Source organism: Peribacillus sp. NPDC058075 (genome assembly GCF_042885195.1).
Lineage (GTDB): Bacteria > Bacillota > Bacilli > Bacillales > DSM-1321 > Peribacillus.
Window position 1 is genome coordinate 184,631 of sequence record NZ_JBHVSL010000001.1, and the last position, 25,468, is coordinate 210,098.

At 40.0% G+C, this 25,468-nt stretch carries 24 protein-coding genes and 1 riboswitch; of the genes, 16 read left to right on the top strand and 8 right to left on the bottom strand.

Annotated elements, in window-relative coordinates:
- Positions 1-144: 144 nt before the first annotated feature.
- From ACFVS1_RS00980 to ACFVS1_RS00990, 3 genes are all read left to right on the top strand, one after another.
- The gene (locus ACFVS1_RS00980) at positions 145-315 is read left to right on the top strand and encodes a hypothetical protein (protein ID WP_387544722.1); all 171 of its coding nucleotides are present in this window, start codon (positions 145-147) and stop codon (positions 313-315) included.
- Positions 316-318: 3 nt separating this feature from the next.
- Positions 319-588 (top strand): hypothetical protein, encoded by a 270-nt coding sequence (locus ACFVS1_RS00985; RefSeq protein WP_387544723.1) that lies wholly within the window; start codon positions 319-321, stop codon positions 586-588.
- Between the two features lie 154 nt (positions 589-742).
- A riboswitch (ZMP/ZTP riboswitch) is annotated at positions 743-821 on the top strand.
- Between the two features lie 105 nt (positions 822-926).
- On the top strand, positions 927-2,126 hold the full coding sequence (locus ACFVS1_RS00990) for a phosphoglycerate dehydrogenase (RefSeq protein ID WP_387544725.1): 1,200 nt from the start codon (positions 927-929) through the stop codon (positions 2,124-2,126).
- A gap of 84 nt (positions 2,127-2,210) precedes the next feature.
- On the opposite strand, the gene ACFVS1_RS00995 is transcribed toward ACFVS1_RS00990, so the two are convergent.
- From ACFVS1_RS00995 to ACFVS1_RS01005, 3 genes are all read right to left on the bottom strand, one after another.
- Positions 2,211-2,378, bottom strand: a complete 168-nt coding sequence (locus ACFVS1_RS00995; RefSeq protein ID WP_352925869.1) for a hypothetical protein — start codon at positions 2,376-2,378, stop codon at positions 2,211-2,213.
- 21 nt (positions 2,379-2,399) lie between these two features.
- A complete protein-coding gene (locus ACFVS1_RS01000; RefSeq protein WP_352925870.1) occupies positions 2,400-2,537 on the bottom strand; it encodes a hypothetical protein in 138 nt (45 codons plus the stop codon).
- 397 nt (positions 2,538-2,934) lie between these two features.
- Positions 2,935-3,402, bottom strand: a complete 468-nt coding sequence (locus tag ACFVS1_RS01005; protein WP_352925872.1) for a hypothetical protein — start codon at positions 3,400-3,402, stop codon at positions 2,935-2,937.
- A gap of 260 nt (positions 3,403-3,662) precedes the next feature.
- On the opposite strand from ACFVS1_RS01005, the gene ACFVS1_RS01010 reads away from it, so the two are divergent.
- The 4 genes from ACFVS1_RS01010 (at position 3,663) to ACFVS1_RS01025 (ending at position 6,518) form a co-directional block, all read left to right on the top strand.
- The gene (locus ACFVS1_RS01010) at positions 3,663-4,721 is read left to right on the top strand and encodes a M4 family metallopeptidase (protein WP_387544726.1); all 1,059 of its coding nucleotides are present in this window, start codon (positions 3,663-3,665) and stop codon (positions 4,719-4,721) included.
- Positions 4,722-4,753: 32 nt separating this feature from the next.
- Positions 4,754-5,065 (top strand): protealysin inhibitor emfourin, encoded by a 312-nt coding sequence (locus ACFVS1_RS01015; protein WP_387544727.1) that lies wholly within the window; start codon positions 4,754-4,756, stop codon positions 5,063-5,065.
- A 465-nt stretch (positions 5,066-5,530) separates the two neighbouring features.
- Positions 5,531-6,085: a competence protein ComK gene (locus ACFVS1_RS01020; protein WP_387544728.1), complete on the top strand. Its 555-nt coding sequence runs from the start codon at positions 5,531-5,533 to the stop codon at positions 6,083-6,085.
- A 163-nt stretch (positions 6,086-6,248) separates the two neighbouring features.
- The gene (locus ACFVS1_RS01025; RefSeq protein WP_098370146.1) at positions 6,249-6,518 is read left to right on the top strand and encodes an excalibur calcium-binding domain-containing protein; all 270 of its coding nucleotides are present in this window, start codon (positions 6,249-6,251) and stop codon (positions 6,516-6,518) included.
- A 593-nt stretch (positions 6,519-7,111) separates the two neighbouring features.
- On the opposite strand, the gene ACFVS1_RS01030 is transcribed toward ACFVS1_RS01025, so the two are convergent.
- On the bottom strand, positions 7,112-7,423 hold the full coding sequence (locus ACFVS1_RS01030) for a hypothetical protein (protein WP_387544730.1): 312 nt from the start codon (positions 7,421-7,423) through the stop codon (positions 7,112-7,114).
- A 416-nt stretch (positions 7,424-7,839) separates the two neighbouring features.
- Between ACFVS1_RS01030 and ACFVS1_RS01035 the strand changes: the two genes are divergently transcribed.
- Together ACFVS1_RS01035 and ACFVS1_RS01040 are read left to right on the top strand one after the other, a co-directional pair.
- Positions 7,840-9,162, top strand: a complete 1,323-nt coding sequence (locus tag ACFVS1_RS01035) for an Nramp family divalent metal transporter (RefSeq protein WP_387549152.1) — start codon at positions 7,840-7,842, stop codon at positions 9,160-9,162.
- 97 nt (positions 9,163-9,259) lie between these two features.
- Entirely contained in the window at positions 9,260-10,237 is a 978-nt protein-coding gene (locus ACFVS1_RS01040; protein ID WP_387549154.1) for a 2-hydroxyacid dehydrogenase, read from the top strand.
- Positions 10,238-10,456: 219 nt separating this feature from the next.
- On the opposite strand, the gene ACFVS1_RS01045 is transcribed toward ACFVS1_RS01040, so the two are convergent.
- Positions 10,457-10,714, bottom strand: a complete 258-nt coding sequence (locus ACFVS1_RS01045; RefSeq protein WP_352925881.1) for a zinc ribbon domain-containing protein — start codon at positions 10,712-10,714, stop codon at positions 10,457-10,459.
- A 409-nt stretch (positions 10,715-11,123) separates the two neighbouring features.
- On the opposite strand from ACFVS1_RS01045, the gene helD reads away from it, so the two are divergent.
- The 5 genes from helD to ACFVS1_RS01070 all read left to right on the top strand — a co-directional run bounded on the left by helD (position 11,124) and on the right by ACFVS1_RS01070 (position 18,697).
- Positions 11,124-13,463 (top strand): RNA polymerase recycling motor HelD, encoded by a 2,340-nt coding sequence (gene helD, locus ACFVS1_RS01050; RefSeq protein WP_387544731.1) that lies wholly within the window; start codon positions 11,124-11,126, stop codon positions 13,461-13,463.
- A 79-nt stretch (positions 13,464-13,542) separates the two neighbouring features.
- Positions 13,543-13,779, top strand: coding sequence for a hypothetical protein (locus tag ACFVS1_RS01055; RefSeq protein WP_387544732.1), 237 nt, complete (start codon positions 13,543-13,545; stop codon positions 13,777-13,779).
- Positions 13,780-14,026: 247 nt separating this feature from the next.
- On the top strand, positions 14,027-14,158 hold the full coding sequence (gene sspL / locus ACFVS1_RS01060) for a small, acid-soluble spore protein L (RefSeq protein ID WP_061464729.1): 132 nt from the start codon (positions 14,027-14,029) through the stop codon (positions 14,156-14,158).
- A 277-nt stretch (positions 14,159-14,435) separates the two neighbouring features.
- Complete coding sequence (locus ACFVS1_RS01065; RefSeq protein WP_387544734.1) at positions 14,436-17,606, top strand: ATP-binding cassette domain-containing protein; 3,171 nt, start codon at positions 14,436-14,438, stop codon at positions 17,604-17,606.
- A 770-nt stretch (positions 17,607-18,376) separates the two neighbouring features.
- Positions 18,377-18,697: a hypothetical protein gene (locus ACFVS1_RS01070; RefSeq protein ID WP_387544736.1), complete on the top strand. Its 321-nt coding sequence runs from the start codon at positions 18,377-18,379 to the stop codon at positions 18,695-18,697.
- Positions 18,698-18,709: 12 nt separating this feature from the next.
- Here ACFVS1_RS01070 and ACFVS1_RS01075 read toward each other — a convergent pair whose 3' ends face one another.
- Positions 18,710-19,969 (bottom strand): ATP-binding protein, encoded by a 1,260-nt coding sequence (locus ACFVS1_RS01075; RefSeq protein ID WP_387544738.1) that lies wholly within the window; start codon positions 19,967-19,969, stop codon positions 18,710-18,712.
- A 463-nt stretch (positions 19,970-20,432) separates the two neighbouring features.
- On the opposite strand from ACFVS1_RS01075, the gene ACFVS1_RS01080 reads away from it, so the two are divergent.
- Positions 20,433-21,446 carry an LLM class flavin-dependent oxidoreductase gene (locus tag ACFVS1_RS01080; RefSeq protein ID WP_387544740.1) on the top strand — a complete coding sequence of 338 codons (1,014 nt, stop codon included), beginning with the start codon at positions 20,433-20,435 and terminating at the stop codon, positions 21,444-21,446.
- A gap of 181 nt (positions 21,447-21,627) precedes the next feature.
- On the opposite strand, the gene allD is transcribed toward ACFVS1_RS01080, so the two are convergent.
- Both allD and ACFVS1_RS01090 read right to left on the bottom strand, forming a co-directional pair.
- A complete protein-coding gene (gene allD, locus ACFVS1_RS01085; protein WP_387544742.1) occupies positions 21,628-22,680 on the bottom strand; it encodes an ureidoglycolate dehydrogenase in 1,053 nt (350 codons plus the stop codon).
- Between the two features lie 81 nt (positions 22,681-22,761).
- On the bottom strand, positions 22,762-23,427 hold the full coding sequence (locus ACFVS1_RS01090; RefSeq protein ID WP_387544744.1) for a GntR family transcriptional regulator: 666 nt from the start codon (positions 23,425-23,427) through the stop codon (positions 22,762-22,764).
- 589 nt (positions 23,428-24,016) lie between these two features.
- Between ACFVS1_RS01090 and ACFVS1_RS01095 the strand changes: the two genes are divergently transcribed.
- On the top strand, positions 24,017-25,459 hold the full coding sequence (locus tag ACFVS1_RS01095; protein WP_387544746.1) for an aldehyde dehydrogenase family protein: 1,443 nt from the start codon (positions 24,017-24,019) through the stop codon (positions 25,457-25,459).
- Positions 25,460-25,468 lie beyond the last annotated feature (9 nt).

Consider the following 25,468-nt stretch of genomic DNA (forward strand, 5'->3'; position numbering starts at 1 on the left):
GTGGTTCCTCCTTTTTAAGTTTGCTATATTTCTTATCTTTTACTAATATTATCCATTTTGCAACTAATCGGCCCGATATATTCCAATAATTAACTTTGTATGTTACTATTTCCTATGGTTGTTTAATGTGGAAGAAGGTATGAGATGGAGCGGATTTTCCGTAGTAAAATATTTTGTTTATTAATCTTCATGGTTACCTTGGGGATTGTGCTGGTTTTTAATAATGACAAAGAACCGACTGAATTAACTGAAGATGAATTTTTTACAACTTTAGAGGATGGAAAAGTGACATTCTTAAAGGTGGAGCCGCAATAAAGTGTGATTGAATTAAGCGGTCAGCTGGCAGGGTATGAAAAGGATCAATACTTTATCGCGTCTGTACCAAATAGTGAAATTTGGCAAGAAAGAATGAATAATGCTGCAGAGGGACATGGTATAGAAAAAATTGAGGTTACGCCTGAAGCCGAAGCAACAAGCGGGTGGGTCACTCTTTTTACAACGACCGTTCCGTTCATGATCATTTTCATGCTGTTTTTACTCATATTCCTATTTACAGTTGTAATAAAAAGATTGGGCCGTCATAGATAATATAGGTTTTCATCGAAATATTCCTATTTTCGGAGATAAAACTATAGATTTCGTCGATATTTCTGGTGAGTTGTGGCTTCTGCAAAAAAAGGGATAAACATATAATTTGATATTGAAGATTGCAGAATAGTTTGATAGAATAAAATAAATGAAAAAGACTATGTGCAACTGGCGAAACACGGATAACCGTGAGGGAACACATAGTGTCGTAGCCGTTCGCCTGGGCAGAGGTAAGGGATTTTATCCCTTGCCTCTTTCTGTATATTAACAGATATTGAAGGTTTAAAGTCAGTATTTAAAATTTCAAAACTATCATATTCAAAAGAGGAGCAAACAAAATGAGCACAATTCTTTTAGAAAAAGTGAAAACGATCAAGGCGCTAAATAATATTGCCGAAAGCGGACTGAATGTATTCAATAAAGGGGATTTTACGGTTGATAATGACAGTGAAAACCCTGATGCAATCGTTCTTCGCAGCTTTAACATGCATACTATGGAATTCGGCGATCAGTTAAAAGCAATCGCAAGGGCAGGGGCTGGAGTCAATAACATTCCGGTCGAAAAATGTACCGAGCAAGGAATTGTCGTTTTCAATACTCCTGGTGCTAACGCAAACGCTGTAAAAGAAATGGTGCTAACGACATTAATGGCTTCATCTCGTAACCTTTTTGCAGGTGTGGCTTGGACAAAGACACTGGAAGGCGAAGGAGAACAAATTCCAAAGCTTGTTGAAGCTGGAAAGAAACAATTCGTTGGTAAAGAAATCAAGGGAAAAACTCTTGGCGTAATCGGTTTAGGAGCGATCGGTGCACTTGTAGCGAATGATGCGCTTGATTTGGACATGGATGTCATTGGGTTTGACCCGTTCATCTCTGTTGATACAGCTTGGAATTTGTCACGCAATGTACAGCGCGCCATGACGATTGAAGAATTGTTTGCAGAATCTGATTATATTACAGTACACGTTCCATTAACTGACGACACAAAAGGAATGTTCAACCAAGATACATTCAGCATCATGAAGCCAGGCGTACATATCTTGAATTTCTCTCGCGGTGAGCTAGTGAATGAAAATGATATGCAAGCTGCCCTTGAAAGCGGAAAAGTAGGCAAGTTCATTACAGACTTCCCGAATGAAAACGTGTTGAAAATGAAAAATGTCGTTCCAATTCCGCATCTAGGTGCCTCTACTCTAGAGTCAGAGGAAAACTGTGCGATCATGGCAGCTCGTCAGTTGAAGAGCTTTTTAGAAACAGGGAACATCAAGAACTCTGTGAATTTCCCGAACACTTCCCTTCCTTATACAGGAAACCGTCGTGTGGCAACTTTCCACGAAAACGTTCCGAACATGGTTGGGCAAATCACGTTGGCTGTATCAAGCTTTAATCTGAACATCGCTGACATGGTTAACAGAAGCCGTGGGGGATATGCCTATACGATCATCGACATTGAAGGTGAAGTAAACGGTGATATCATTCCTGGATTGGAAGAAAAAATCAAACAAATCGAAGGCATCGTTACAACTCGTATTATCTAATTGGAAGCGGAAGAAAGATGATTAATAGTGAAAGCCTCAATTCCTTAGAGGAATTGGGGCTTTGTTTATTAAACTAAAAATCTGTCAGGGTTTCACCTCCGTTTTTTCTTCATAATGTACAAACAACATCAAGTAGAGTGCGAATAGAAGATGCAAATAAAGTGGAATATCCTTATCGTTTTGAATGGCAACAAATACGTAAATTCCATATAGCAAAATAGGAATGGTTAAAAAGATTCTGAGCTTAGTCATATGTCATCCTCCCATTTATCCTCAAAATATTAATACATCAAGCATTTGAGCCACTTGAAAATCCTTTTCTGCTATTGCATTTATTAAGCTTGTACAATTATTTTTCCTAAGAACATCTGCTAATAATTGTAAATCGATTGTCATTATTGTTGGTTTCATTGTTTCACTCTTCCTAATTAACCAAATATTCTGTCACTTCTGTTAATACATTAGTATGAAGTACAGATAAAATGCTGTCAATCTATATTCCATCTGTACTCAATTTAAGTTTATGGATTCATAATTCATCTTTCAAAATACCTATCTCATATATATATCTACTTAATGAGATAGGTAAAACAGCACCTAACTGGGGAAGCATTGCGATCAGCTGAACGCCAGGGAGCAACTTATAGCGAACTTAAATCAATGTAACATTAAATTCTTAGCCAACTTTCAGTTCAATATGACTTTTGTTAATTTCCTCTAAGTAAAGAAAACGCCCCTATGAAGTGCAGAGACGATTCCTTATGTTAAACACCCTTTCTACACAGAAAGGATTACCCTATATTGTTATTCAAAAATTCTGATGCTGATGAAGGATATTCGATGTTAAAAAAGCTCCAACAGGAGGTAATTGCTCGGTATGGGCGATACTGCTAGCAGGAAATTGATTCAAAGCTATATCAGTGGTGGCAATCCAAGACCCAGATTCACCTGCTTGCAGTGAGGGAGGCTTCATAAGAAAACGTCCTTGTAGAATAAAATGCCGAATCCTAATTTGATTATCATCAATCATGGTTAAATGGCCAGAGAATGTGGCATAAGGTGAATCAAATGAGATTTGTTTAGTGCTTTCAATCCAAAATCCATTAATCGGAATAGGTGTACCCTGAAAATTAATCGTACCAATTACCCTATTATCCGTAATAGAGTTAATGGCAAGTGTACCCCAAATGATCGTTCTGCCAGCTATTGAAGAGTGGATACCCCATACTGATGGGAATGGAAAGCTAACCGAAGCAGTACCCTGTGAAGTTACCAATGCTATGCCCTCCCTTAAAGGTTGTTTATGTTCTCAGGAAGATTCCTTGTTTAAAGCAGTATATGCAGCACGAGCAGAATAATTTAATAAACAAAGGTGAAGTGGTTTTAAAAAGTTGGGCAGGAAAGAAATGGAGGGAAATGAGGTATTTACGGCGAAAGTACACTATAGAAATGTGTTGTTGAAGACAAACGCATTAAGAAAAGTATTGAAAAAAGAAATGGTAAAGATCGTAAAAAAACTTTAAAGGAGTGGCGAATATGCATAATAAGGATTGTTCCAAAAGGTGTCAGTGTTTCATCGTACCTAATTATATTCTTGAGAATTTGGCACAAAATGATGTGGAAGAAGCACGGGTCAGTTTAGCGAAAAGCCGTCAAATGCGCAGGCGCAGGATTTTTAAAGAATATGATATTGACGGGGTTGTCGCTTTATCGGATGCAGGATCTGAACGTCAAGGTGAATCTGCCCGACATGTTTACGATTGCAGGGGGGGAACGAAACTCCGGCAGAATGAGGCAAGGAAAGAAGGAGATCGATCAAGTGCAGATCCTGTTGTTAACGCTGCATATGATTATAGCGGAGTTGTGCGTGACTATTTCAAGGATGTCTTGCACCGTAATTCAATTGATAACCAAGGCCTTGATCTCATTCTGAACGTTCATTATGGGAATAAATTCACGAATGCCTATTGGGACGGAGATGAAATGGTATTTGGTGACGGCGATGGGGTCATCTTTAGCAATTTTGCCAATTCACTCGATGTAATTGGACACGAACTGACACATGGGGTTACGCAATTTACAAGTGGATTGGAGTATGAAGGCCAGTCCGGGGCATTGAACGAACATCTTTCGGATGTATTTGGCGTTGCCATCAAACAATTTCACTTAAAGCAAACGGCAGGAGATGCCGATTGGCTAATCGGTGCTGATATAATGGGACCAACACTGAAAGGGCAGGCGCTCCGTTCGATGAAGGCGCCAGGTACGGCATTTGACAATAAGTTAATGGGTAAAGATATTCAGCCTGACCATATGAAGAACTTCTATAAAGGAGAACGCGATAATCATGGTGTCCATATCAATAGCGGCATACCAAACAAAGCTTTTTATCTAGTTTCGATGGAGATCGGAACAGACAAAGCGGCCTTGATCTGGTTTCATGCGATGCAGAATTTATTTGCGACGGCGAATTTCAATCAATTCGTGCAAATTGTCATCAAGGCAGCGCAAAAACTTGTTGATAGCGGAGAAGTTACGAAAACAGCCATCAAAACAATTGAAAATGCCTTTAAAGCGGTAGGACTGCCTGAGTAGTTATATTCCATGAATAGGAGGCTCTATCTGCCATGTATATCAAATTTAGCTGCATAGGGGGATTTGCCAACCTCGACTTGAATTTCCAGATAGATACAGAGAAATTGCCAAAAGAGCAAAAGGAAGAATTGCAGAACTTAATGATGACAGCTGATCTTCCTAATGCTGCCGAAAGCAAAAAAGTAAAAGCGCAAGGGTTCGACGCGTTTTCATACCAACTGGATATAGCAGATGAAAAGAAGAAGCAGTCTTTCTCATTTACTGACATAACAGCTCCAGAGGAAGTGCGGCCCTTATTGGATTATTTACGGGATTTAGCGATTGAAAAAAAGATGGCAGAATAACCACGTCAAAAAAAGTCTATCATCACGATAGGCTTTTTTTGACGTGGTTTAAAACTTCACAAAAATGTCATTTCATTTCACTTTTATATGAATTTTGGTTTTTTGTTCGCTAAATGGACACAAAATAACAAGGAAATAACGACCTGAGCAGCAGATTTTAAAAGGAAATTCGAGATTTTTTATAGAGTGAGCCAATTAAACAGGCAATGCTGCCACAAAAGTGAAAGAATTTTGATAGAGGTAAAATCTGATTGATTTTACAAAAAATACATAAAATAGGATAATAGTCGCAAGGAGGTGAGTGACATATCTGAAAGGAAAGTGCGAGAGACGGAAAGCAAAAAACCCCTAGGTGAGTACGTCCTGGAAGACATCACCTAAGGGCTTGCGAGCAGGAGTATACCTGCCTCTATATCCAGTATACTCCAAAAAAAATGAATAGGGAAATGGGGAGTGAATGGAAGGATGATACGCAAAAACTATTTATTGAATAAGGAAACGGTGGGATTGATGGAGCATTACGATTCCAATGGTGCGGAGATGTCCACGGTAGTGGAGGGAGAGAACACATTCCATGTTGCCCAACCGCGCCAGGAAATCCTGAATAACACGTTAAACTACTTTGGATTGAATCTGGATGGCGGACTTGCAGCAGCCAAATCCGTGCTTGGCGGAAAATACAGGCTGCCAGTCTGTATAAACGCCCAGCTGGGAATGGTCTGGTTCTCCTCCCGCTCTTTCCGGAAAAGAGGAGGGATCTGGTTTTCCTACATCCACATTCGTGATCTCGAGGAAATGAACGAAAAAGAAACCTTGGTCCACACAAACTACGGACATTGCCTCCCTGTAAACTTAAGTAAAAATCAGCTCGCCTTCAAAAGGGACCAAGCATCCTATCTGCAAACGACCTTCCATGAACGCTCATTGGGCAAAAAGACCTTTTATTACGAACCGGGAAGCGGAATCACCTTTTGCAAAGAACCCGGGGAGGTCCATTACAGGGTGAAAGGGAAGGAATAATGAAATCAATGAGAAGAAGATCGCCGAATTGGCGGTCTTTTCTTCGGAATAGATAGAGTGAGAGCGGGTTTAATTATAAATATGGAAATATAGTTATTGTAAAAAGTGAAATGATACATTATGATTAGTGAAAAGTTAATTTTTAGGAAAGGGAGTTCGTATTTTGAAACGATTATTTGCTATTTTACTATCTTTTGGACTAGTTTTGGGTCTCTCGTTTGGCGCGAATGATGTTGCCGGTGCCAAAACAAAGGTGAAGACGTATAAAAACTGTACAGCATTGAATAAAGACTACAAAGGAGGCGTGGCTCGTACATCTTCCGTTAAAAATAAAGGAGGAAAAACGAAATACAAACCTCATGTTTCAAAGGCGCTATATGATGCCAATAAAAAAAGCGATCGTGACAAAGACTTGATCGCTTGTGAAAAATAAGGATTATTCGAAGAGACCTTTTAAAAGAAGGTCTCTTTTTATTTGGATTGCTGTTTTACATAGGCTCTTTTCGTAAAGATTGTTGTTTTTAAAACAAAACGATTTAAGGTTGATTGGAGCGGAAGTGCGAGACTCCTGCAGGAGCAGCGGGACAGGTGAGACCCCACAGGCGTTTACGCCGAGGATGCTCACCGCCCGCCCCGCGGACAGCGAGCATCTGGAGGGGGAATCAACCACACCGCACTACTTGGTAAATAGCAGTAAATAGCAACAAAGTATGCGAAAATAGCCTTTACATAAATGGTAAGCACCCGGGCGGTTTAAGATGAATGGAGTCCATTACAGGGTGAAAGGGAAGGGATAAATAAACCAATAAGAGGCAGACCCCCGAATTGGCGGTCTTTTGTATTTCCAACATATCATTGATCGTTTCTGCTGCCTTCTAGTTTAGTTTTAATGAACTCGATTCAAGTTCTTGTTGCGTATGAGAGATAACTGTCCTTTTTCCAAGCGATGCCGGATTTGCCAGTTAATACTGGGATTAAGGTGAATTATCTTCCACTAACCCAATTTAATTCAATAAGACATACTTTTTATCTTTCAAACCGTCCAAAGTGTGTATTTTCTCGATTTATAAGTTCATCACCAAGATTGATTCTGCTCATAAGTCTCTCATGGTCCGAAGGAAAACGTTCTTTAATGTTTGCAACTCCCTCTTTTGTTGGGCTATTACCATTAGGCACAGGACGTTCTTCCCTTTGAAATCCGGGGTTTAAACTATCATCAATCATTACAGGTCTGTCCATTGTATCGTTGTCATCATTATTAGTAGCAGGATTATTAGTTGGGTCTCTATCAAGGTTCCCGGCATTATTAAATGAATCATTGTTATGATCTTGTGGCATATATCTCACTCCTTCGCTTATATTATCCGCTGATGGTATTAATCTATTCGCACGCTGAAACAATCCTGCTTTTTACTAATTCGCAGCAACGCGAATTCTCTTGAATGGTCAACAAGTTTTGAAGGGTCTTTTTTATGCCTATAAAAAAACTTCTAAATATTATGATTGACTTACATTTTAATTTGTCTTACAATTTCAATGTAAATAGTCAAAACATTCAATTAAATGGAAGGGGAGCTTTTTTAACGAGCTGATTCACTTCAACATGAAGCATGACAACATACTGCAGCGTACACTTTATGACATTCGAAAATTTCATAAAGTCTTGTCATAATTTCACTATCAATATGTCTAGAGTTATCAAAGTATTAATGCTTAGAAAAAATGAAAGCGAATTCATTACTCGTTGGAATGGAGTGAATAACTTGAAAAATCAAGCAAACCTTGCTGAATCTACTGTGATTGTTCCTGAGGTCGTAAGTAAGAAGCCAAATTTCATCACGAAGTTCAAAACATCCTATGGTCCGGGGATTCTTGCCGTGTTAACGTGGCTTGGAGCCGGAGATCTGGTGACTTCATCGGTTGCCGGTGCAGATTATGGATATAGCTTAATGTGGATTTTAGCTCTGTCATTAATCCTTCGTTTTCTTATCGTTAATGTTATCGCCAGGTTCCAGCTCTGTAACACAGAGGGGTTAACCATACTTGAAGGATATGGACGTATCCACCCATTCTTCGGTTACTTCATGTTTGGCTATGCACTAATAATGGGTCATCTTTTTAATGCCTATATGATTAAGGGAGCGGGAGAGGTATTATCGACCCTATTCCATGTTAACCAGCCATTCTTAGCTTCAATGGTCGTTGTGGGATTAGTTTTTATGCTTATTGGCAGGAATATTTATAATAGAATTGAAAGTGTCATGAAAGTGCTTTTGGCGTTATTGACCATTGCCTTCTTGTTCCTGGCCATTCAAGCAACACCGGATGTGGGGCAAATCATTAAAGGAACAGTTGGTTTTAGCATTCCAAGTGATACTGGCGTTCATGGAGCATTATTGGTGGCGATTTCAATTATCGGTGCAGTGGCAGGATCGATTTCGAACTTTGTTCATCCATATTTCATGAGGGAAAAGGGCTGGACGAAACCGAGTCATGTAAAGGTTCAAAGAAATGATTTGCTGTTTGCCATCGGAGTTTGCATCGTGATTAATTTGGCCATTTGGGTTGTTGGGGCAGAAATTTTAAAACCGAATGGAATCCATGTGGAAACGATTGATGACTTGGCAATGGCATTGCAAATGTCGTTAGGGAAATTTGGCTGGTACATTTTCTATCTTGGTGTATTTGGCGTATTGTTCGCAAGTGTAGTAGGCAAGTCAACTGGTTTTCCAAGATTGATCGTAGATGCCTTTTACGTAATAAATAAGGATCGTCGTGAAAAGTACAATGGTAAATATGAAAAGGATCCAATGTATAAATGGGTTATGATTTTTGTATTGGTTACGCCAATCATTTGGTCCATTCCCGGCATGCCTGGTTTCATTGCATTGACAATTGGCGTTAATGCAATAAACATCATCGGTTTTCCTGTCATCGCTATTGGCATGCTGGTGCTATCAAATAAAAAGAGCTTGATGGGAAAATATAAAAACAATTGGTTTGAAAATATCATTCTATCTTTAGCTTACGTTTTAGCGGTTTGGTCCGCCGTTCAATTAGCTACTACCTTTTTTTAAATAATGGTAGATTATAGATAGAGGCGCAAAACATAAAGGTTATGTCGACTTTTGATCCCGATGGGGTCCTACTTTATTGGAAGTGAGGGTACTAATGATGAAACCGAAAGTAATCATTTATAAGAAAGTGGATCAGGAAGTGCTGCAATCTATTCAAGAGGCTTGTGATGTCGTTTATTTTGAAGGTCTTGACTCACGAAATTATCCTGAATTCCTTCAAGAGCTGAAGAACGCACAAGGTATATTAGGGTCAGGATTAAAGGTGGATAAAGCTTTACTGGATCAAGCACCGCAATTAAAAATCGTCTGTAATTCATCGGTTGGATACGACAATTTGGATGTAACCGAGTTGTCCAATCGAGGAATCATGGCTACGAACACTCCCGGGGTATTGAATGAGACAGTCGCAGATACGATCATGGGCTTGATGCTGTCCACAGCAAGAAGAATGCCAGAGTTGGATCAAATGGTAAAGTCAGGGCAATGGACATCGAATATCGGAGAAAAATCGTTTGGGTTGGACGTGCATCATAAAGTATTAGGCATTATCGGTATGGGCGGAATAGGCTCTGCCGTTTCAAAAAGGGCCCGTTTTGGATTCGATATGAACATCCTATATCACAACAGATCCAGAAATGAAGAAGCGGAACAAAAGTATGGAGCTACATACTGTTCTCTGGAAGATCTGTTAAAGCAATCTGATTATGTCTGCTTGATGACACCGCTGACTCCCCAAACTGAAAAAATGATGGGGGAAAAAGAATTCAAGCTCATGAAAGAGTCCGCCATTTTCATCAATTGTTCAAGAGGGAAAACAGTGGATGAAGAAGCCTTGATCACTGCGCTTAAAACCGGTGAAATTCACGCGGCAGGACTGGATGTCTTTGTACAAGAGCCCGTCAAGGAGGACAATCCTCTGCTTTCCATGAAGAATGTCGTCACTCTGCCTCATATCGGTTCCGCAACATATGAAACACGCAAGAAAATGGCGATGCTGGCAGCAACCAACCTTGTAGCAGGATTACAGGGAGAAACTCCGCCTACCTTGATCAAAGCAGGGGTAAAGGTAAAGTGATTTTTTAGACAGCATTTATAAATTAAGCTGGATAGCCTTAATTGGGGCTATCCATTTTTTGATTTCGCATTATTCAATAAAACAAACAAGCCCTCACTATAAAGGAGGGCTTCAAGCTGTAGACGAAATTGTTACTATAGACTTCCGCTCCAGGCACTCGCTTCCCTTGGATACGCTATTCCTGCAGGAGTTTTGTACTTTTCGTTCTCGAGTAGTTGATTATTTCCATCGCTCTAACTTCGGGATGCCCATAGTAAAGAACTTAGCAATAAATTTAGGCATTTTCATATTTTCGATCATATGATTTTGAACAAATTTTTGCATTTCCATCGCAGTAATATTATGAGTGAATTCACCATTTATATAACAATGACTGCAATATTTAGTGCTTTTACTACCACCTTTTTCAGTTCCTCCACCTAATTCATCTTTAGATAGCGGCATTCCACAGCTCTGACATGTTTTATATTTTTTCATGATAAATTCTCCTGTAAAAAGTTTTATTCTAAACATTATCTAACAAACAAAATGAAGTCAAGACAATATGAATCACATATCATCGAAACGACGAATCAACCGTTGATGTAGGTGTTGCCGATATGTAAGGCAGGACTAGCGGAGCATTTTTTCAAATAGTCATAAAAATAACCAGTCAAGCCACTGGCTCAACTGGTTACAGACATTAAAGGTTAAATTAGCGTTTAAAATGACGATTTATATGGCAACTGTTGTGCAATATACATTGATATAGTCCTGAAAATGTGATAAATTAATATAGAAACACATTTATAAATATATTATAACAGTTTACCCCTTACTATAAGTATAAGGTAAAACTCACCTCTAGTCAACCCCTAATTTCTCAATTTTTAAAGGAGTGTCTGATATGAACGATGAAATTCGGCAGGAGCAAGAACGTTTGGATGAGGTGATAGAAACAATCACGAAACAAATCAGCAAAATAGAAGGAGAGACGTCACAGCGCAGGAAAGAAGTTGTTAATATCCGTAAACACTTTTGGGATGACCTCAAGGTCAATATGGATACTTTCGATGATTACCTCGAGACCATCATTGGCTTAAGGCAGCAGGCTCAAGACTTGTCACAAAGTGAAGGTGCACATAGATATTCCTTCAAGAGGCTGTCTGCACTGCGCCGCATGCAGGAAGTGCCCTATTTCGGCCGGATCGATATCACTGAAGAAGGCTCTTCACTTACGGAGCATATTTATATTGGGACCTCCACTCTTACTGATACAACAGGAGAAAACTTCATTGTCTACGATTGGAGGGCTCCGATTTCGAGTGTTTATTATGACTATCCTCCAGGTCCCGTGGAATACTCTACTCCCGGAGGCATAATTTCTGGGAAGTTGGAGAAAAAGTGGCAATATAACATCAAGGGAGGCGTTATCGAATCAATGTTCGATACGAGTCTCACCATTGGAGATGAGATACTGCAGCAGGTGCTTGGCAAGGGAACGGATAAGCATATGCACAGTATTGTGGCCACCATTCAACGGGAGCAAAATCGGATCATCCGGAACGATCGCGGACGTCTGCTCATTGTTCAAGGTGCCGCTGGCAGCGGCAAGACATCAGCTGCCCTCCAACGGATTGCTTACTTGCTCTACAAGAACCGAGAAAGGCTGAAAGCAGATCAAATCATTCTATTCTCTCCTAACTCCATGTTTAATAACTACGTATCCAATGTTTTGCCCGAACTTGGCGAAGAGAATATGCAGCAGGTAACATTCCAGGAATACCTGGATCATCGTCTGACTGATTCGTTTCAAGTTGAGGATCCTTATGAGCAATTAGAATTTTTATTGACTGCAGAGAATGATCCTTCCTATAGCACTAGGACAGCGAGTATCCAATTTAAGGCATCCATTCGCTTCTTTGAGATAATCAAAACATACAGACAATCACTGGAACGATCTGGAATGATCTTTAGAGGGGTAAAGTTCCGAGGGGAAACGCTCGTCTCCGCCAAACAAATCTCAGAGAGATTTTATAACACAAACACCACATTAAGATTTCACAATAGGATTGAAAAGTTGAAAGAGTGGTTATCTGAGATGCTTGATGAAACGGAAAAGTCCGAATTGGAAAAACCGTGGGTCCAGGAGGAAATCGAGTATCTTAGCAAAGAAGACTATCAAAAGGTATTCACCGACTTAGAGAAAAAACGCGGTCTTAATGAGGATTCCTTTGACGATTACGAGATAGAGCATAAAGTGCTTACGCGTATGATTGTTCGGAAGAAATTGAAGTCGTTACGCAAACGGATAAAAGCACTTCATTTTATCAATATTAAGGGAATATACAAGCAACTTTTTGACGAACAAATACGGATCGAACTATGGAATGAGGGGAAAACACCTGAAGAACGGGAAATTTGCTTATCAACGCAAAAAATGCTGGACGAAGGTAAACTGTATTACGAAGACGCGACTCCATTTTTGCTGCTGAAAGAGCTAATTCTAGGATTTCAGACGAATACCGCTATAAAATACGTGCTTGTAGACGAAGCACAAGATTATTCCCCGTTTCAATTCGAATTTTTGAAACGGTTGTTTCCTTCTGCAAGGATGACCGTGCTCGGTGACTTTAACCAAGCAATATTCGCTCATGCCAGCGAACGGGTAGATTTCCAGACTCTTACCAGTCTATACGGGATAGGTGAAACCGAAAGTATAACCTTGGATCAAAGCTACAGGTCCACAAAGCAGATTATAGAATTTACACGTGAACTAGTTCCTGAAGGCCATCGAATTAAGGCATTCGAACGTGAAGGTGAGAAGCCTGTACTGACTCAAGTGTCCAGCCGTGATGAATTGCACCGTCAAATCATGTCTAAAGTTAAAGACTTTCAAAGTCGTAAGTATCATACAATCGCAATAATCTGTAAATCTGCTGCGGAAAGTGCCGCAGCATACGATGCCCTTAGTATTCATGGTGAAATTAAACTCGTTCAGAAAGGCACAAATGAATATGAACAGGGTGTTGTTGTTATTCCGGCTTATTTGGCCAAAGGCATTGAATTTGATGCTGTCATCATTTATGATGCATCTGTGCAAACATACGGTGATGAGAGCCTGCGAAGATTGTTCTACACCGCATGTACCAGGGCTATGCATAACTTGCAGATATATTCGGTTGGCGAACCCAGTCCCTTTTTGCAAAACCGTGCAACGAAGCGTTTTCTTCTTCTGACATATTAGTGCTTCCTTTTTTCTCCTTTCATTTTATGGTTCTTTTATCAAATACTATAAGAGAGTCTTTAGAAAAGGAGGAGATGAATTGCCTAACGAGAAAGAAAACAGATCTGTAAGACTTGATCAGGCGGATACGGGAGAAAGTCATGTGACTGATGCATCAACAATTGAACCAGTTAATGATGGTCATTATCATTATCCAGGGCCCATTGAAGAAGGCTATAGTGGAAATACAGGAAGAGCAGTACAGCCTGCCGGGAAAAAAGATCCTGATATTCCTCAGAACAAGGACACATTTAATTACACTCGCCTTTTAAAGTAGCTCCGTCCCGCATTGTAGGTGATTAAGGACATTACATGATAGGATTATTGGTTCATGGATATACACATTCCATAGTCGAAATATGGAAAACAGCTTTTTTGAAACCTGTGTAGAATATAGTTCTATGCAGGTTTTTTATTGAGGTATTTTATATAAGTTCCTGGTCTTAGAGAGGGGTTCACAGAAAGAAACGACCTCGTTTTTAATTTATAACAGTTCGGACATAATATACTTGGAGGTGAAGGAAATGAGTAAAAAGACAGGAAGAGGTCGTATCGCACCAAGTGTTAACCCGCAGGGACATGGGAAAGATGTGGAATTCTCCACAGAGCCAAAAAGCGAGCTTGAAAACAAGGCGAAAAAGTCCAATACAAAATAAGCGTATTGGTCAAAATTATGGTCATCCTTAATAAAGAATGCCCTTCTCTTACTGGAGAGGGGCTTTTATAATCTAAAAGAAGGCTCATCTTCAGTTGATTGAATATCCAACCCTATTTCGTGTCAGTTCACTATTTTTGTCGATGAATCATACGTTTTTTTGAGGAAGTGAAATGTGAAAGAATAGTAGGATGGGGTTACCGTTAAAAAAATACCAAATACATATACCGCTGTGCTAATATGAAAGACTGAGCTTAAAAAATGGAGAGGAGTTACATATGAAAATAAATCGATTAATAGCGAACAATATAAGCCATTTAGATTCATCACTGCCAGACGACCAATCATTAGGAATTGCTGGTTTATCTGGTTCCGGGAAGACGACTTTTTGTCAAACCATTGGTGAAGAATCCAAGAAGCGTCTCGTTTCCTTATTGCCGAAGTCTGAATATCAGTATTTATTCCCTAATATTATGGAAACCAACTTCAGTGCCATCAAGATGGAGGAAATGCCGCTGGTTCTTTTTCTCGGCAAATCATCCATTTCAGCTAATCCCCGTTCGACCATTGGCACACATACTGGTGTGTTTAAAGAGATTCGTGTTTGTCTTGCAGAAAAATTCAATCTTTCTCCGGAAGTTTTTTCATTTAATAATGCCTTAGGCTGGTGCCCCACTTGTAAAGGACGCGGTACGACGAAAAACGTCGAATGTCCAAAGTGTGAGGGGAAGCGCTACAATCCAGAAGTCGAGCAATATACGATTGAATTATTAGGTCGCCCGCATACTATATCCGATATTAACAACTTAAGCATCGAAACGATCCTTTCACTCGCAGAGACATTACATATTAGTGAAGCTAAACAGCATATCCTCCAAAATATAATCAATATGAATATTGGTTATTTAGGCTTGAACCGTATTATGGGGACAGTGTCAGGAGGGGAATTAACCCGGCTTTATTTGGCCGAATTCATGGCAACAAGTGAAAATACCGTGATCATCATCGATGAAATCTCCGTCGGTCTTGATCATCAAACTCTTTTGAAAATTTTAGAACAGATTAAGCAATTAGGTTATAAAAATCAAATATGGCTCATTGATCACTCAGACACGGTGCTGGATAGCACTGATGACCAATTATTCTTTGGACCCGGCAGCGGAAAATATGGCGGGAAAATCGTTGAGGAATCACCGCGTCCCAAACCAATCAGCTGGGAACGAAATGAAGCAGCGCCTACTGAATACTATCAATTTCAGGATCTTTACTGCCGTAATATTCAAATGGAGGAAATCCGGATTCCAAAGAATAGGCTCGTTACCTTTACGGGTGAGTCAGGCTGCGGTAAATCTACACTAGTCAATGAATGCATTTCCAAAGATTTTCAGAAGCGGTACCCAAAGGATAAGCTGGTCATGGTCGGGCAGGACCGAAACAAATCGATTACCAGTCGTTCAACCGTTGCGACGTTTCTTGATATCAAAAAGAAACTCACCAAATACAGTGATGAAATTGATGATATTTTTCAGCGTTCAATCGAAGATATCATTGAAGAATTGCCAAATGAAGACATCGCACATAAACGCTTGAGTTTATTGATCAAGCTTGGGCTTGGCTATTTGACGTTAGAAAGAAAAACGCAAACACTATCGACGGGTGAATTCCAATGTGTCCACTTAGTTTCCGAGCTGTTTGCGAAGACAAGAAACCCGCACACGCTGTTCATTTTTGACGAGCCATCAAAAGGGTTATCGCAAAATATTTTAAACCAATTCATTGATAGTGTCAGGGTCATTCTGGAGGATGAATCCGTCTCCATCATCATGATTGAACATAATGCCTATATGCTGGAAAGCTCGGATTATATCGTGGATTTTGGTAAAAGACAGCTAACACCTGTCCAGCATCTTGACGTTGTCAGTCATGATGATTATTATCGTCAAAAAGACCGTGACGATCGAGTGGAGCCATTGCATATTTCTTCCACACTGCGGTCAAAAACGGGAATCCATTATTTACAGGAAAATCATCTGGACTATTTCAAAAATGCAGAGAATGTCTATAAGGGCGGCATTTTAAAAAGCCTATCACCAATCGCTCGCGTGATTTATGGGGAATACGAGTCAGACACGATTGCGCCTGTGATCGCCATTGATCTTGAACGGCACTTGTACAGTCAATATACGTTTCTTTATGAATTGGGCGGAATGATCAACCATATCGTGGCTGCACATCCGACCAATAAGGATACAAGAAGCTTCGATTTCTATTCTGCAGAAAATCATTGTCCAAGCTGTTCGGGGCGCCGGGTCATTGAAAAATTTGACATTGATGTCGTTATTCAAGACAAAAACGTGCCATTCTGGGATGGTTTATTACATCCAGACGTGATGGAAGTATTAAAATATTATCAACATTCGAAGCTGCAATTCCTCTTTGATGAAATCAAGAATGAACTCGGTCACGACATTAGTAAAAGCTATAATGAGATGACAGATGCCGAAAAGCATACCTTCTTATATGGGTATTGGGAAAAGTCCTTTTACGATAAAGCGGGCAAGGCATCGCGAATTTGGGAAGGATTCAATTTCATCATTGGGCGTTATATCTTCGTATCGAAATCAATCATTAAAGAGCGGATGAAAGAAACGAAAGAGATGATCGCCTGTCCTGTCTGTCAAGGAACGGTCCTGAACCATCATAAAAAACTGATATTTGGTGATACGGATATTCGTGAGATCATCCAACAGCCGATTGATCAAGTCATCAAAGTTGTAGGGAAACTGCCGGAACTGGAAAAACTAAAAGCGATCGTGGGCGGCAAGATCACACTTACTGATGATGTCTCATTTCTGCCTCGGGAAACAAAAGCAGCTTTGAAAATGCTCGAACTCGAACTAGCAAGCTTCGTGGGCTATGAAGTGGTTTTACAAAATACTCAGCCATTCTGGGGCAGCATTAAAGGCAATATCGAAGCAATCAGCAGCAAAAACCAGATCACCATCTGTGACTTTGCCAATATTAACGAAACAAGAGAAACCATTATTGACAAATATTTCACCAATGGCAAATACAAAAAACTAACCTATGTCTATGAAGCATTCGGCTACAAAAAAATCGTTACCCAAATCAATAAAATTAAAGCAAGTCATAAATGCCCATTCTGTAATGGCAAGAAAGTCATTTCAGAAGATAACATCCATGACGGTGTGTATAAATTAACGATCCCTTGTGTGAGCTGTCATGCCAGTGGCATCGATGATGAAGGGCGTAAAGAAATCGTCGAAAGCATCGACGTACAGACCTGGCTGACAGGGAAAGTAGGCGATGTTGTGGCTGAAAGTGAACGTACCGAGGCCGTGGCCGACATCCCCATTTTCGCCCGGATTCGTGAATTGAACAAACGAGACATGATGGCGGTTTATCAATGCCTTGACGAGAGAAAATAAAGTAAAAAAGTCTGCCGATAATGGCGGACTTTTATTTTGCGGCATAAGGGGTAAAGAGTCCGAATAGTGAGGTGTAGGTCGAAAAAAATACGTGAAGGGTCGGATATAGTGCCTCAACGGTCGAATAGTATGCGAGGTAGGTCGAATACTGTACGTGAACGGTCGAATGTATGTAGTTTAGGTTAAATACTGTGCGTGGAACGGCCGAATATTGTGTAGTTTAGGTTGATAAACTGCGTCAATGGCCCAAGACAGTGCAGCTGGTCGAATAAAGTGCTCCGGTTTTTATCGTTTTTTACTGTAATCCTAATTGGATTGAAGTAATTTGCGACACTCCTGCCGAATAACTGGCTAGCCAAGACCCCACAGCCGCTTGCGGTGAGGAGGCTTGGCAGACAGTCGGCGGAAAGGGAGCGAATTTCTGAAATCGACTGAACTTATTAAATAAAAAACTGCAGGCAAACTGAGTTTTCATCGAGTTTGTCTGCAGCTTTATAAGGGTTTATATAATTTAAAGGTTGATTTCCACTCCAGGCACTCGCTTTCCGCGGGCGGTCCGGGAGCCTCCTCGGCGCATTTGCGCCTGTTGGGTCTCCCTTCGACACGCTTTTCCCGCAGGAGTCTCGTACCCTCCGTTCCAACCAACTTTGTTTTTTAAATTTAGATAGAACCCCTTTTGTCTACAAACTAAAAGTCCGCCGATAATAGCGGACTTCTGTTTGAATATAAAAGAGGTTCGGAGTCCGAATAGTGAGTGAAGGTCGAATACTATGGGTGAACGGCCGAATACTATGTGGTTTAGATCGATAAACTGCGTCAATGGCCCAAGACAGTGCAGCTGGCCGAATAAAGTGCTCCGGTTTTTATCGTTTTTTACTGTAATCCTAATTGGATTGAAGAAATTTGCGACACTCCTGCCGAATAACTGGCTAGCCAAGACCCCACAGCCGCTTGCAGTGAGGAGGCTTGGCAGACAGTCGGCGGAAAGGGAGCGGATTTCTGAAATTCACCGGTACATTTTTTTAATAAAAAAACTGCAGGCAAATTCGCTTTTCTTCGAGTTTGTCTACAGTCTTAAAGTCTGCCGATAATGGCGGGCCTTTTTAATAGTCTTCTTGATAAACGGGAAGTGTTACTGAAATCGTTGTTCCCTTATTCAAAGCGCTTGTTATATGAAGTGTACCATTCATCGTTTGGATGGTCTTGACAGCTACCATTGATCCCAACCCAGTCCCTTTTTCTTTGGAACTGTAATAAGGCTCGCCAAAACGATTTATTTGTTCTTTGTTCATTCCTACTCCATTGTCACTTATTTCAATAATGATGTCGAAATTATTTACATAGGAAACAATACTAAGTTCCCCGCCGTTTGGCATCGCCTCTATACCATTCTTGATGAGGTTTAGGAAGCATTGCTTGAAATGTTGAATATTCCCCCGGGTAATGCCTGGAGCCAACTGTTCAGATATCGTAACTAAATTCATGCTAGCCAATGGTTTGATCATTTCAATTACATACCCTATTTCACGGTTAATTGAAATATTATCCACTTTTTCCAGTGCGGGTTTTGCGAATGCTAAATACTCACTAATAATGGATTCTGCACTATTAAGCTCCCTGACAACATGCTCTATATATTGTTCTTTTACATCCTGAGTAAGCTCGGGAGTCTTTAGCAGTTGAACAAATCCTTTCACAACCGTTAAAGGATTTCTAACCTCATGTGAAATGCTAGCTGCAAGCTGGCTGACTACCTCCATTTTTTCAAGCCTAATCATTTGAGTCCGGATTAAAATGGCATCCTTTAAAATTTCCATGATATATACAGCTAAAGCAATAATGAAAGGAGGGAGGATAATAAAGTAAAATACATACGGCTCCGTTATTCGAAAATAATCAGACATAACGAGTGAAATAAAGCTAGTCAGTATTCCTAGAAACAAAATTAATAGTATGGAGCCATTTAGCTTATTTTTTCGATTGAAATGATTGAATTTGGAAGAAAATAGAGCCGTTATAATAAATATAACGATATAAACTATTAACGTAAGGAAATTGAAACCATAAAAAGCAAACCTAAAAGTTAATATGATGACTAACAGAGCACCCCCTACAGGCCAGCCACCATAAAGGGTTCCTATTATAAAAGGGATTTGCCTGAGATCGTGAACACAATATTCATCTATATAAATAGGAAACTTCATACATAATATAATAGGAAAGCTCATGCATGCCGTAATAAGGGTCTTGCCATACTGACTTAACCTTTTGCCATGATCTAATAAAATGTAATAAATCAAAATACTTACCAAGATATAAAAAAGATTATCTAATATGTTTTGATTGATATAAATAAAATTCATTGGATTCTCCTGAAAAAGTAACCGTTTGGTTTATTATACAAGAATAACAGTAAAAAAGAGAGTCTTAATAAAGTAATTTATTTACAGAAAGACATGTAAATTCAAAATAAGTGCTGATTAAAAACGCCTCTTTAAGAAAATGTATGTATTAATAAAGTTTGTCGTTAGATTGGTATATAGGGATGGATAAGTGGATAATGTGATTTGTTTAAAACAAAGAAGGAAATAATTGAGGAAGATAAAAAGGTTATTATAAATATTGATTGTTGATATTTTAATGAATTAAAAGGGCAATAATTCTATAAAGAGCTATGACGACGATTTGCAAAAATAAAATGGATACGTAATTGACATCATGAAGAAATAGATAAAAAACTCAGTATGCATGCTATAAGCAACAAAATGTAAAGGCTGCCGCAACTTCATTATAATAATAAACAAAATCAAATAAAGGAGTTCGAAAATGATTTCTTTGAGTGTACTGGATTATTCTCCAATTGACGAGGGATCGAATGCCCATGAGGCTTTGTGGCAAACTACGGAATTGGCAAAGTGCGCAGAATCTCTCGGTTATAAACGGTTTTGGGTATCCGAGCATCACTTTGTTGATTCCGTGGCCAATAGCAGCCCTGAACTGCTTATGATGCATTTAGCATCTTCAACAAAAGAAATACGAATCGGATCTGGTGGGGTAATGCTGCCGCATTACAGCAGTTATAAAGTGGCTGAAAACTTTCGGATGATGGAAGCTCTCCATCCAAATCGAATAGATATAGGGATTGGAAGATCACCAAGTTATCGAATTGTAAATCAAGCATTAAATGATGGGAAGAGTAAGAAGCAACCATATGATCAACAAGTAGTTGATCTAAAAAAATATTTTACAGACAATACAGTGGATGAACATCGTTTTCAGTCACTGATTGCGACACCAAGAATACCTACTAAACCAGAAATGTGGATGCTTGGAACTGGTGAAAAAGGGGCTGAAATTGCTGCAACGCTAGGGACAGGATACGTATTTGCCCATTTTGCGAAGCCAGGAACAAAAGGGATACATACTGTAAAAGGATATCGAAGTAAATTTCAGCCTTCTGCTTTTCTGCAACGTCCTACAACGATCATTTCATTATTTGCCATTGTTGAAGAAACGGAAGAGAAAGCTGAAGATTTAGCGAAAGCATTTGATTTATGGTTACTCTTTGTAGAGTCGAATAACCAACCGCCATATTATCCATCCATTCAGACAGCAAAAAGCCGCGGTTTTAGTTCGATTGAAGAACAAAAAGTAAGACAAAATCGCAAGCGAATGATTGTTGGAACGCCTAAGCAAGTAAAAGAGGAAATAGAAAAGATAGCAGAAGTTTTCGAAACAGATGAAATAATGATTATACCTAATGTATCAGGAGTCGAAAATCGAAAGAAAGTCATTTCCTTGCTCGCGAAGGAATTTAAACTTCATGAAAGAAAGGGTTAGCATAGAATGGTTTTCTATCATGGTTCTTAAATGGTGAGACAATAAATTTCAATCTCTATTCCCATTTTACAAATCCCCCTTCACTCCATTTTTTCTCTTTTTTTACAGTATGCCTTTCAGCTTTGCTGAAAGCAAAAGCTGAAAGTGCGAATTGAGCTTAAATGAGTGTTTAAATTTTCGGTCATTTACTTGCGAAAGGATCTTTGTTCCCATATTTATCACTGTGAATGACGTTGGAAGTGAGATAGTTATAGATCTCGTCAACAATTTCGATCCCGTTTTGTTCACTTTCTTTTTCCCTTGAAGCACTCCCTTGACCGGGATATGTAACCTGATCGAATCCAGGTGCTGGCTTCATCCCGCTTAAATCAGCCATTGTCTGGGAAATGTTTTGCTTGAATGTTTCGGAGTTCGTGAAGAATCCCGGATGTATGACGATATGCAGCTGCCCAAGATTACGGCCTTGGGAAAGGTCGCCATACAGGGTAGAGACCCTGTTCCCGAATGGGAGTCCCAATAAAATGCCGGATAAAATGTCCACCATCATCGCCAGCCCGAATCCTTTTGCGCCGGCAATCGGCAATAATCCATTGACCTGAAAAGGGTCCATTGTAGGTTCACCATGTTGATCCACTGCCCAGTTGTCCGGGATTGATTCGTTTTTTGAACGTGCATCGAGGATTTTTCCCCATGCCTTTACTGTGGTCGCCATATCAAAAGTGATCATTTCGTTATCATTTGACGGCGCGGCGAATGCGATTGGGTTAGTTCCGTAATAGGGTTCCGTGCCGCCAAACGGGACTGCCATCGGATCGGCCTGGCATACTGAAATTCCAATCAAACCTTCTTTTGCTGCTTGTTGGACAAAGTAGGAAAGAGCCCCGCTGTGGGAAATTCTCTTTACCCCAACGAATGCTACGCCTGTTTCTTTTGCAATCACAATCGCTTCATCCATCGCTAGTTTTGCTGCAACATGACCAGGGCCGTTATCACCATGATACACGCCTGCACTTGGTCCCGTTTTCTCGAATGTAAAATTAGGGTTTGTATTGATGCCGCCTTTGGCAATTCTCTCAGAATAATATTCAACCCGGATAGCCCCGTGTGAATGAATTCCTCTTGCATCTGCAAAGGCAAGCACATCAGCGACGATGTCAGCGTGCCCTTTTTTAAGGCCTGCCTTGTGCAGTTTAGTCTTGATCAAGTTTTTTAAAGTTTCCTTTGGTATTTTCAACCATACCGCCCCCTGAAAATGAAATGTGATCAAATCCGTTACTGATATCAGAAGCAGTTTATACTCGATAGCTTCCGAGTGTTATCTCTTTGTCCTCTCCAATAAACGATCTATGGAATCCTGTATATGGCTGGAGATCGCAATCTCGGCTCTATATACATCCCTTGTCCGGATGGCATCAATGATTTCCATATGTTCCGATGGTGCGTCTTTTTGGTCGATCTCACCTTTGACGTGATAAAACCGCCCTATATGAAGATGGCAGTGCATGCCCTTATACGCTTCATATAAAAACGAGTTTCCTCCAGCTCTCATGATGGCATGGTGAAATTGTTGATCTAAATGAGTGAAATCGAGTATTTTTTTGTTGGAATCACCTGTGTTAGTGGAAAACATTTCATCTGTAAGCGCGGCCATTTCTTCCGTCACGCTTACATTATTTAAGCGAATCATATTCCGGACTGCATGCGTCTCCAGTAAAATCCGGGCCTCTAACATTTTCGCCATATTTTCCGCATCTAATATGTCACTGACACGATACCCCTTATTCGTTTCCAAAATGACTAAGTTCTCGGAGTTGAGACGCGACAATGCTTCTCTGAGAGGTATGGCGCTAATGTTGATTTCCCGGGTTAAATGGCTGATATTGATTTTTTGGCCCGGCGATAAATCCCATTCAAAAATCTTTTCCTTTAATAAATTGTATACATATTCCGTTGTCTCTCCGCGTTCTTTTTCCTTTATCATCGAAATGCCCCTAACTTGAAAAAATTCTATGAGAAAAAGTGTTATTGCATATTGATGTAACAACTTAAATTATGACTGAAGCAACTTACAGCGTGTTTGCCCTATCAATAAGATAAGGTGAATCCATGTCGATATCAAGAATAGACAGTTTGGAAGGAGACCGAATAGTCTGTTGGAAAGCGCAAAAATATATCTTCCTTACTGATAATTATATATGATATTTGATAGATTTTGGAGAGATTATATATAAAATTATTAAATAATTATGAAATATTTAATCTATATTTATTATTTTTTTGTTAAAAACGCTGTTGTATAAACATTTACAATAAATACACTGAATATTTTTAATTTTAAATATTTACATAATTGTATATTATGTGATATATTTTCGGAAACGATTACATATGATTTTTGAAATATATGATAAACAGTTTGTTAAAGAGCATTGACAGGCAGACAAAATCGTGAGATTTAAATGAAAGCGCTTTATCTTGAGCGTTTTCCTGATTGAATTTATTCCATCTATTAGCAGAAATAACTGTGAAGTGAAAAAATGTGATCGTTATTTTTAAAGGAGGAATCTTCAATGAGTATATCGCTTAGTAGAAAAAATGCATTTTATGGCCATTTCATAAATGGGCAATGGATATCCGATCAACATACAATCGCTGTTATGAACAAATATAACAAAGAAGAAATTGCCCAGGTTGGCAGGGCATCCCGCGAAATTGTTTCTGAAGCGGTGACTAATGCCTTGGAAACCTTTAATACGAGAAAGCTAGATTCCGATCAACGCTACGAGATTTTAATGCGTGCAGCGGAAATCGCGAAAGAAAGAAAAGAAGAGCTGGCGATGATTCTGGTTCAGGAAGTCGGTAAAGTATTGAAGGACGCCAGAGGGGAAATCGATAGAGGGATTCAAACGATGATTGCATCAGCGGAAGAAGCAAAACGGATTGCCGGTACGGGCGTTCCTTTGGGGCAATCTGGAAACGACAATAAGATGGCTTTCACCATCCGGGTTCCTGTTGGAGTTATCGGTGCGATCACCCCGTTTAACTTCCCGTTCAATCTCACCATCCACAAGGTGGCTCCTGCGTTGGCAGCGGGAAATGCAATCGTGTTGAAGCCGGCTGAAATGACGCCGCTCATTGCATGCAAGATAGCAGAAATCTTTTCCGAAGCTGGATTGCCCGCAGGTTTCCTCAATGTGGTCAACGGGTTTGGGCAGGAAACAGGTCAATACCTTTTGGAGGATGAACGAATTGCGATGTTCACTTTTACAGGGAGTCCCGGCGTAGGCCGGCACATTAAGAGCAGTACGGGAATTCGTAAGGTTACCTTGGAATTAGGGAATAACTCCCCAAATATCATTCACAAGGATGTCCCTGATTTAGACAGAGCAGTTGAACTCTGTGTTACGCGGGGGTATGTGAATGCAGGGCAAGCCTGCATCTCTGTGCAGCGCATCTACGTTCATAGAGATATCTGCGATGTGTTTGTGGAGAAGGCAGTCAAGGTGGCACAGGGCTTGAAGGTCGGAAATCCTGCAGATCCTTCCACGGACATTGGTCCCATGATCTCCGAGAAGGAAGCAAGGCGTGCGGAAGAATGGATTCAGGAAGCTGAGCGTCTAGGGGCCAAAGTGGTATATGGAGGGAAAAGGAGGGAATCGATCCTGGAACCTACTATATTAATAGATGTGAAACCGGAAATGAAGGTAGTCTGCCAGGAAGTGTTCGCACCGGTGATCAGCATCATTCCTTTCGATAACATCGAGGAGGCTTTCTGTCAGGCCAATGATACGAAGTTCGGCTTACAAGTTGGTTTATTTACATCCGATATCACTTTAGCCATGCGGGCAACACAGGAACTTCATTTTGGCGGTGTGATCATCAATGATGTTTCTACATACCGTGCCGACATCATGCCGTATGGCGGCGTGAAGGACAGCGGAATTGGCAAAGAAGGACCGCATTATGCCGTGCAAGAGATGACAGACGAAAAACTTGTCGTCATCAATCTATAGACTTTGGAG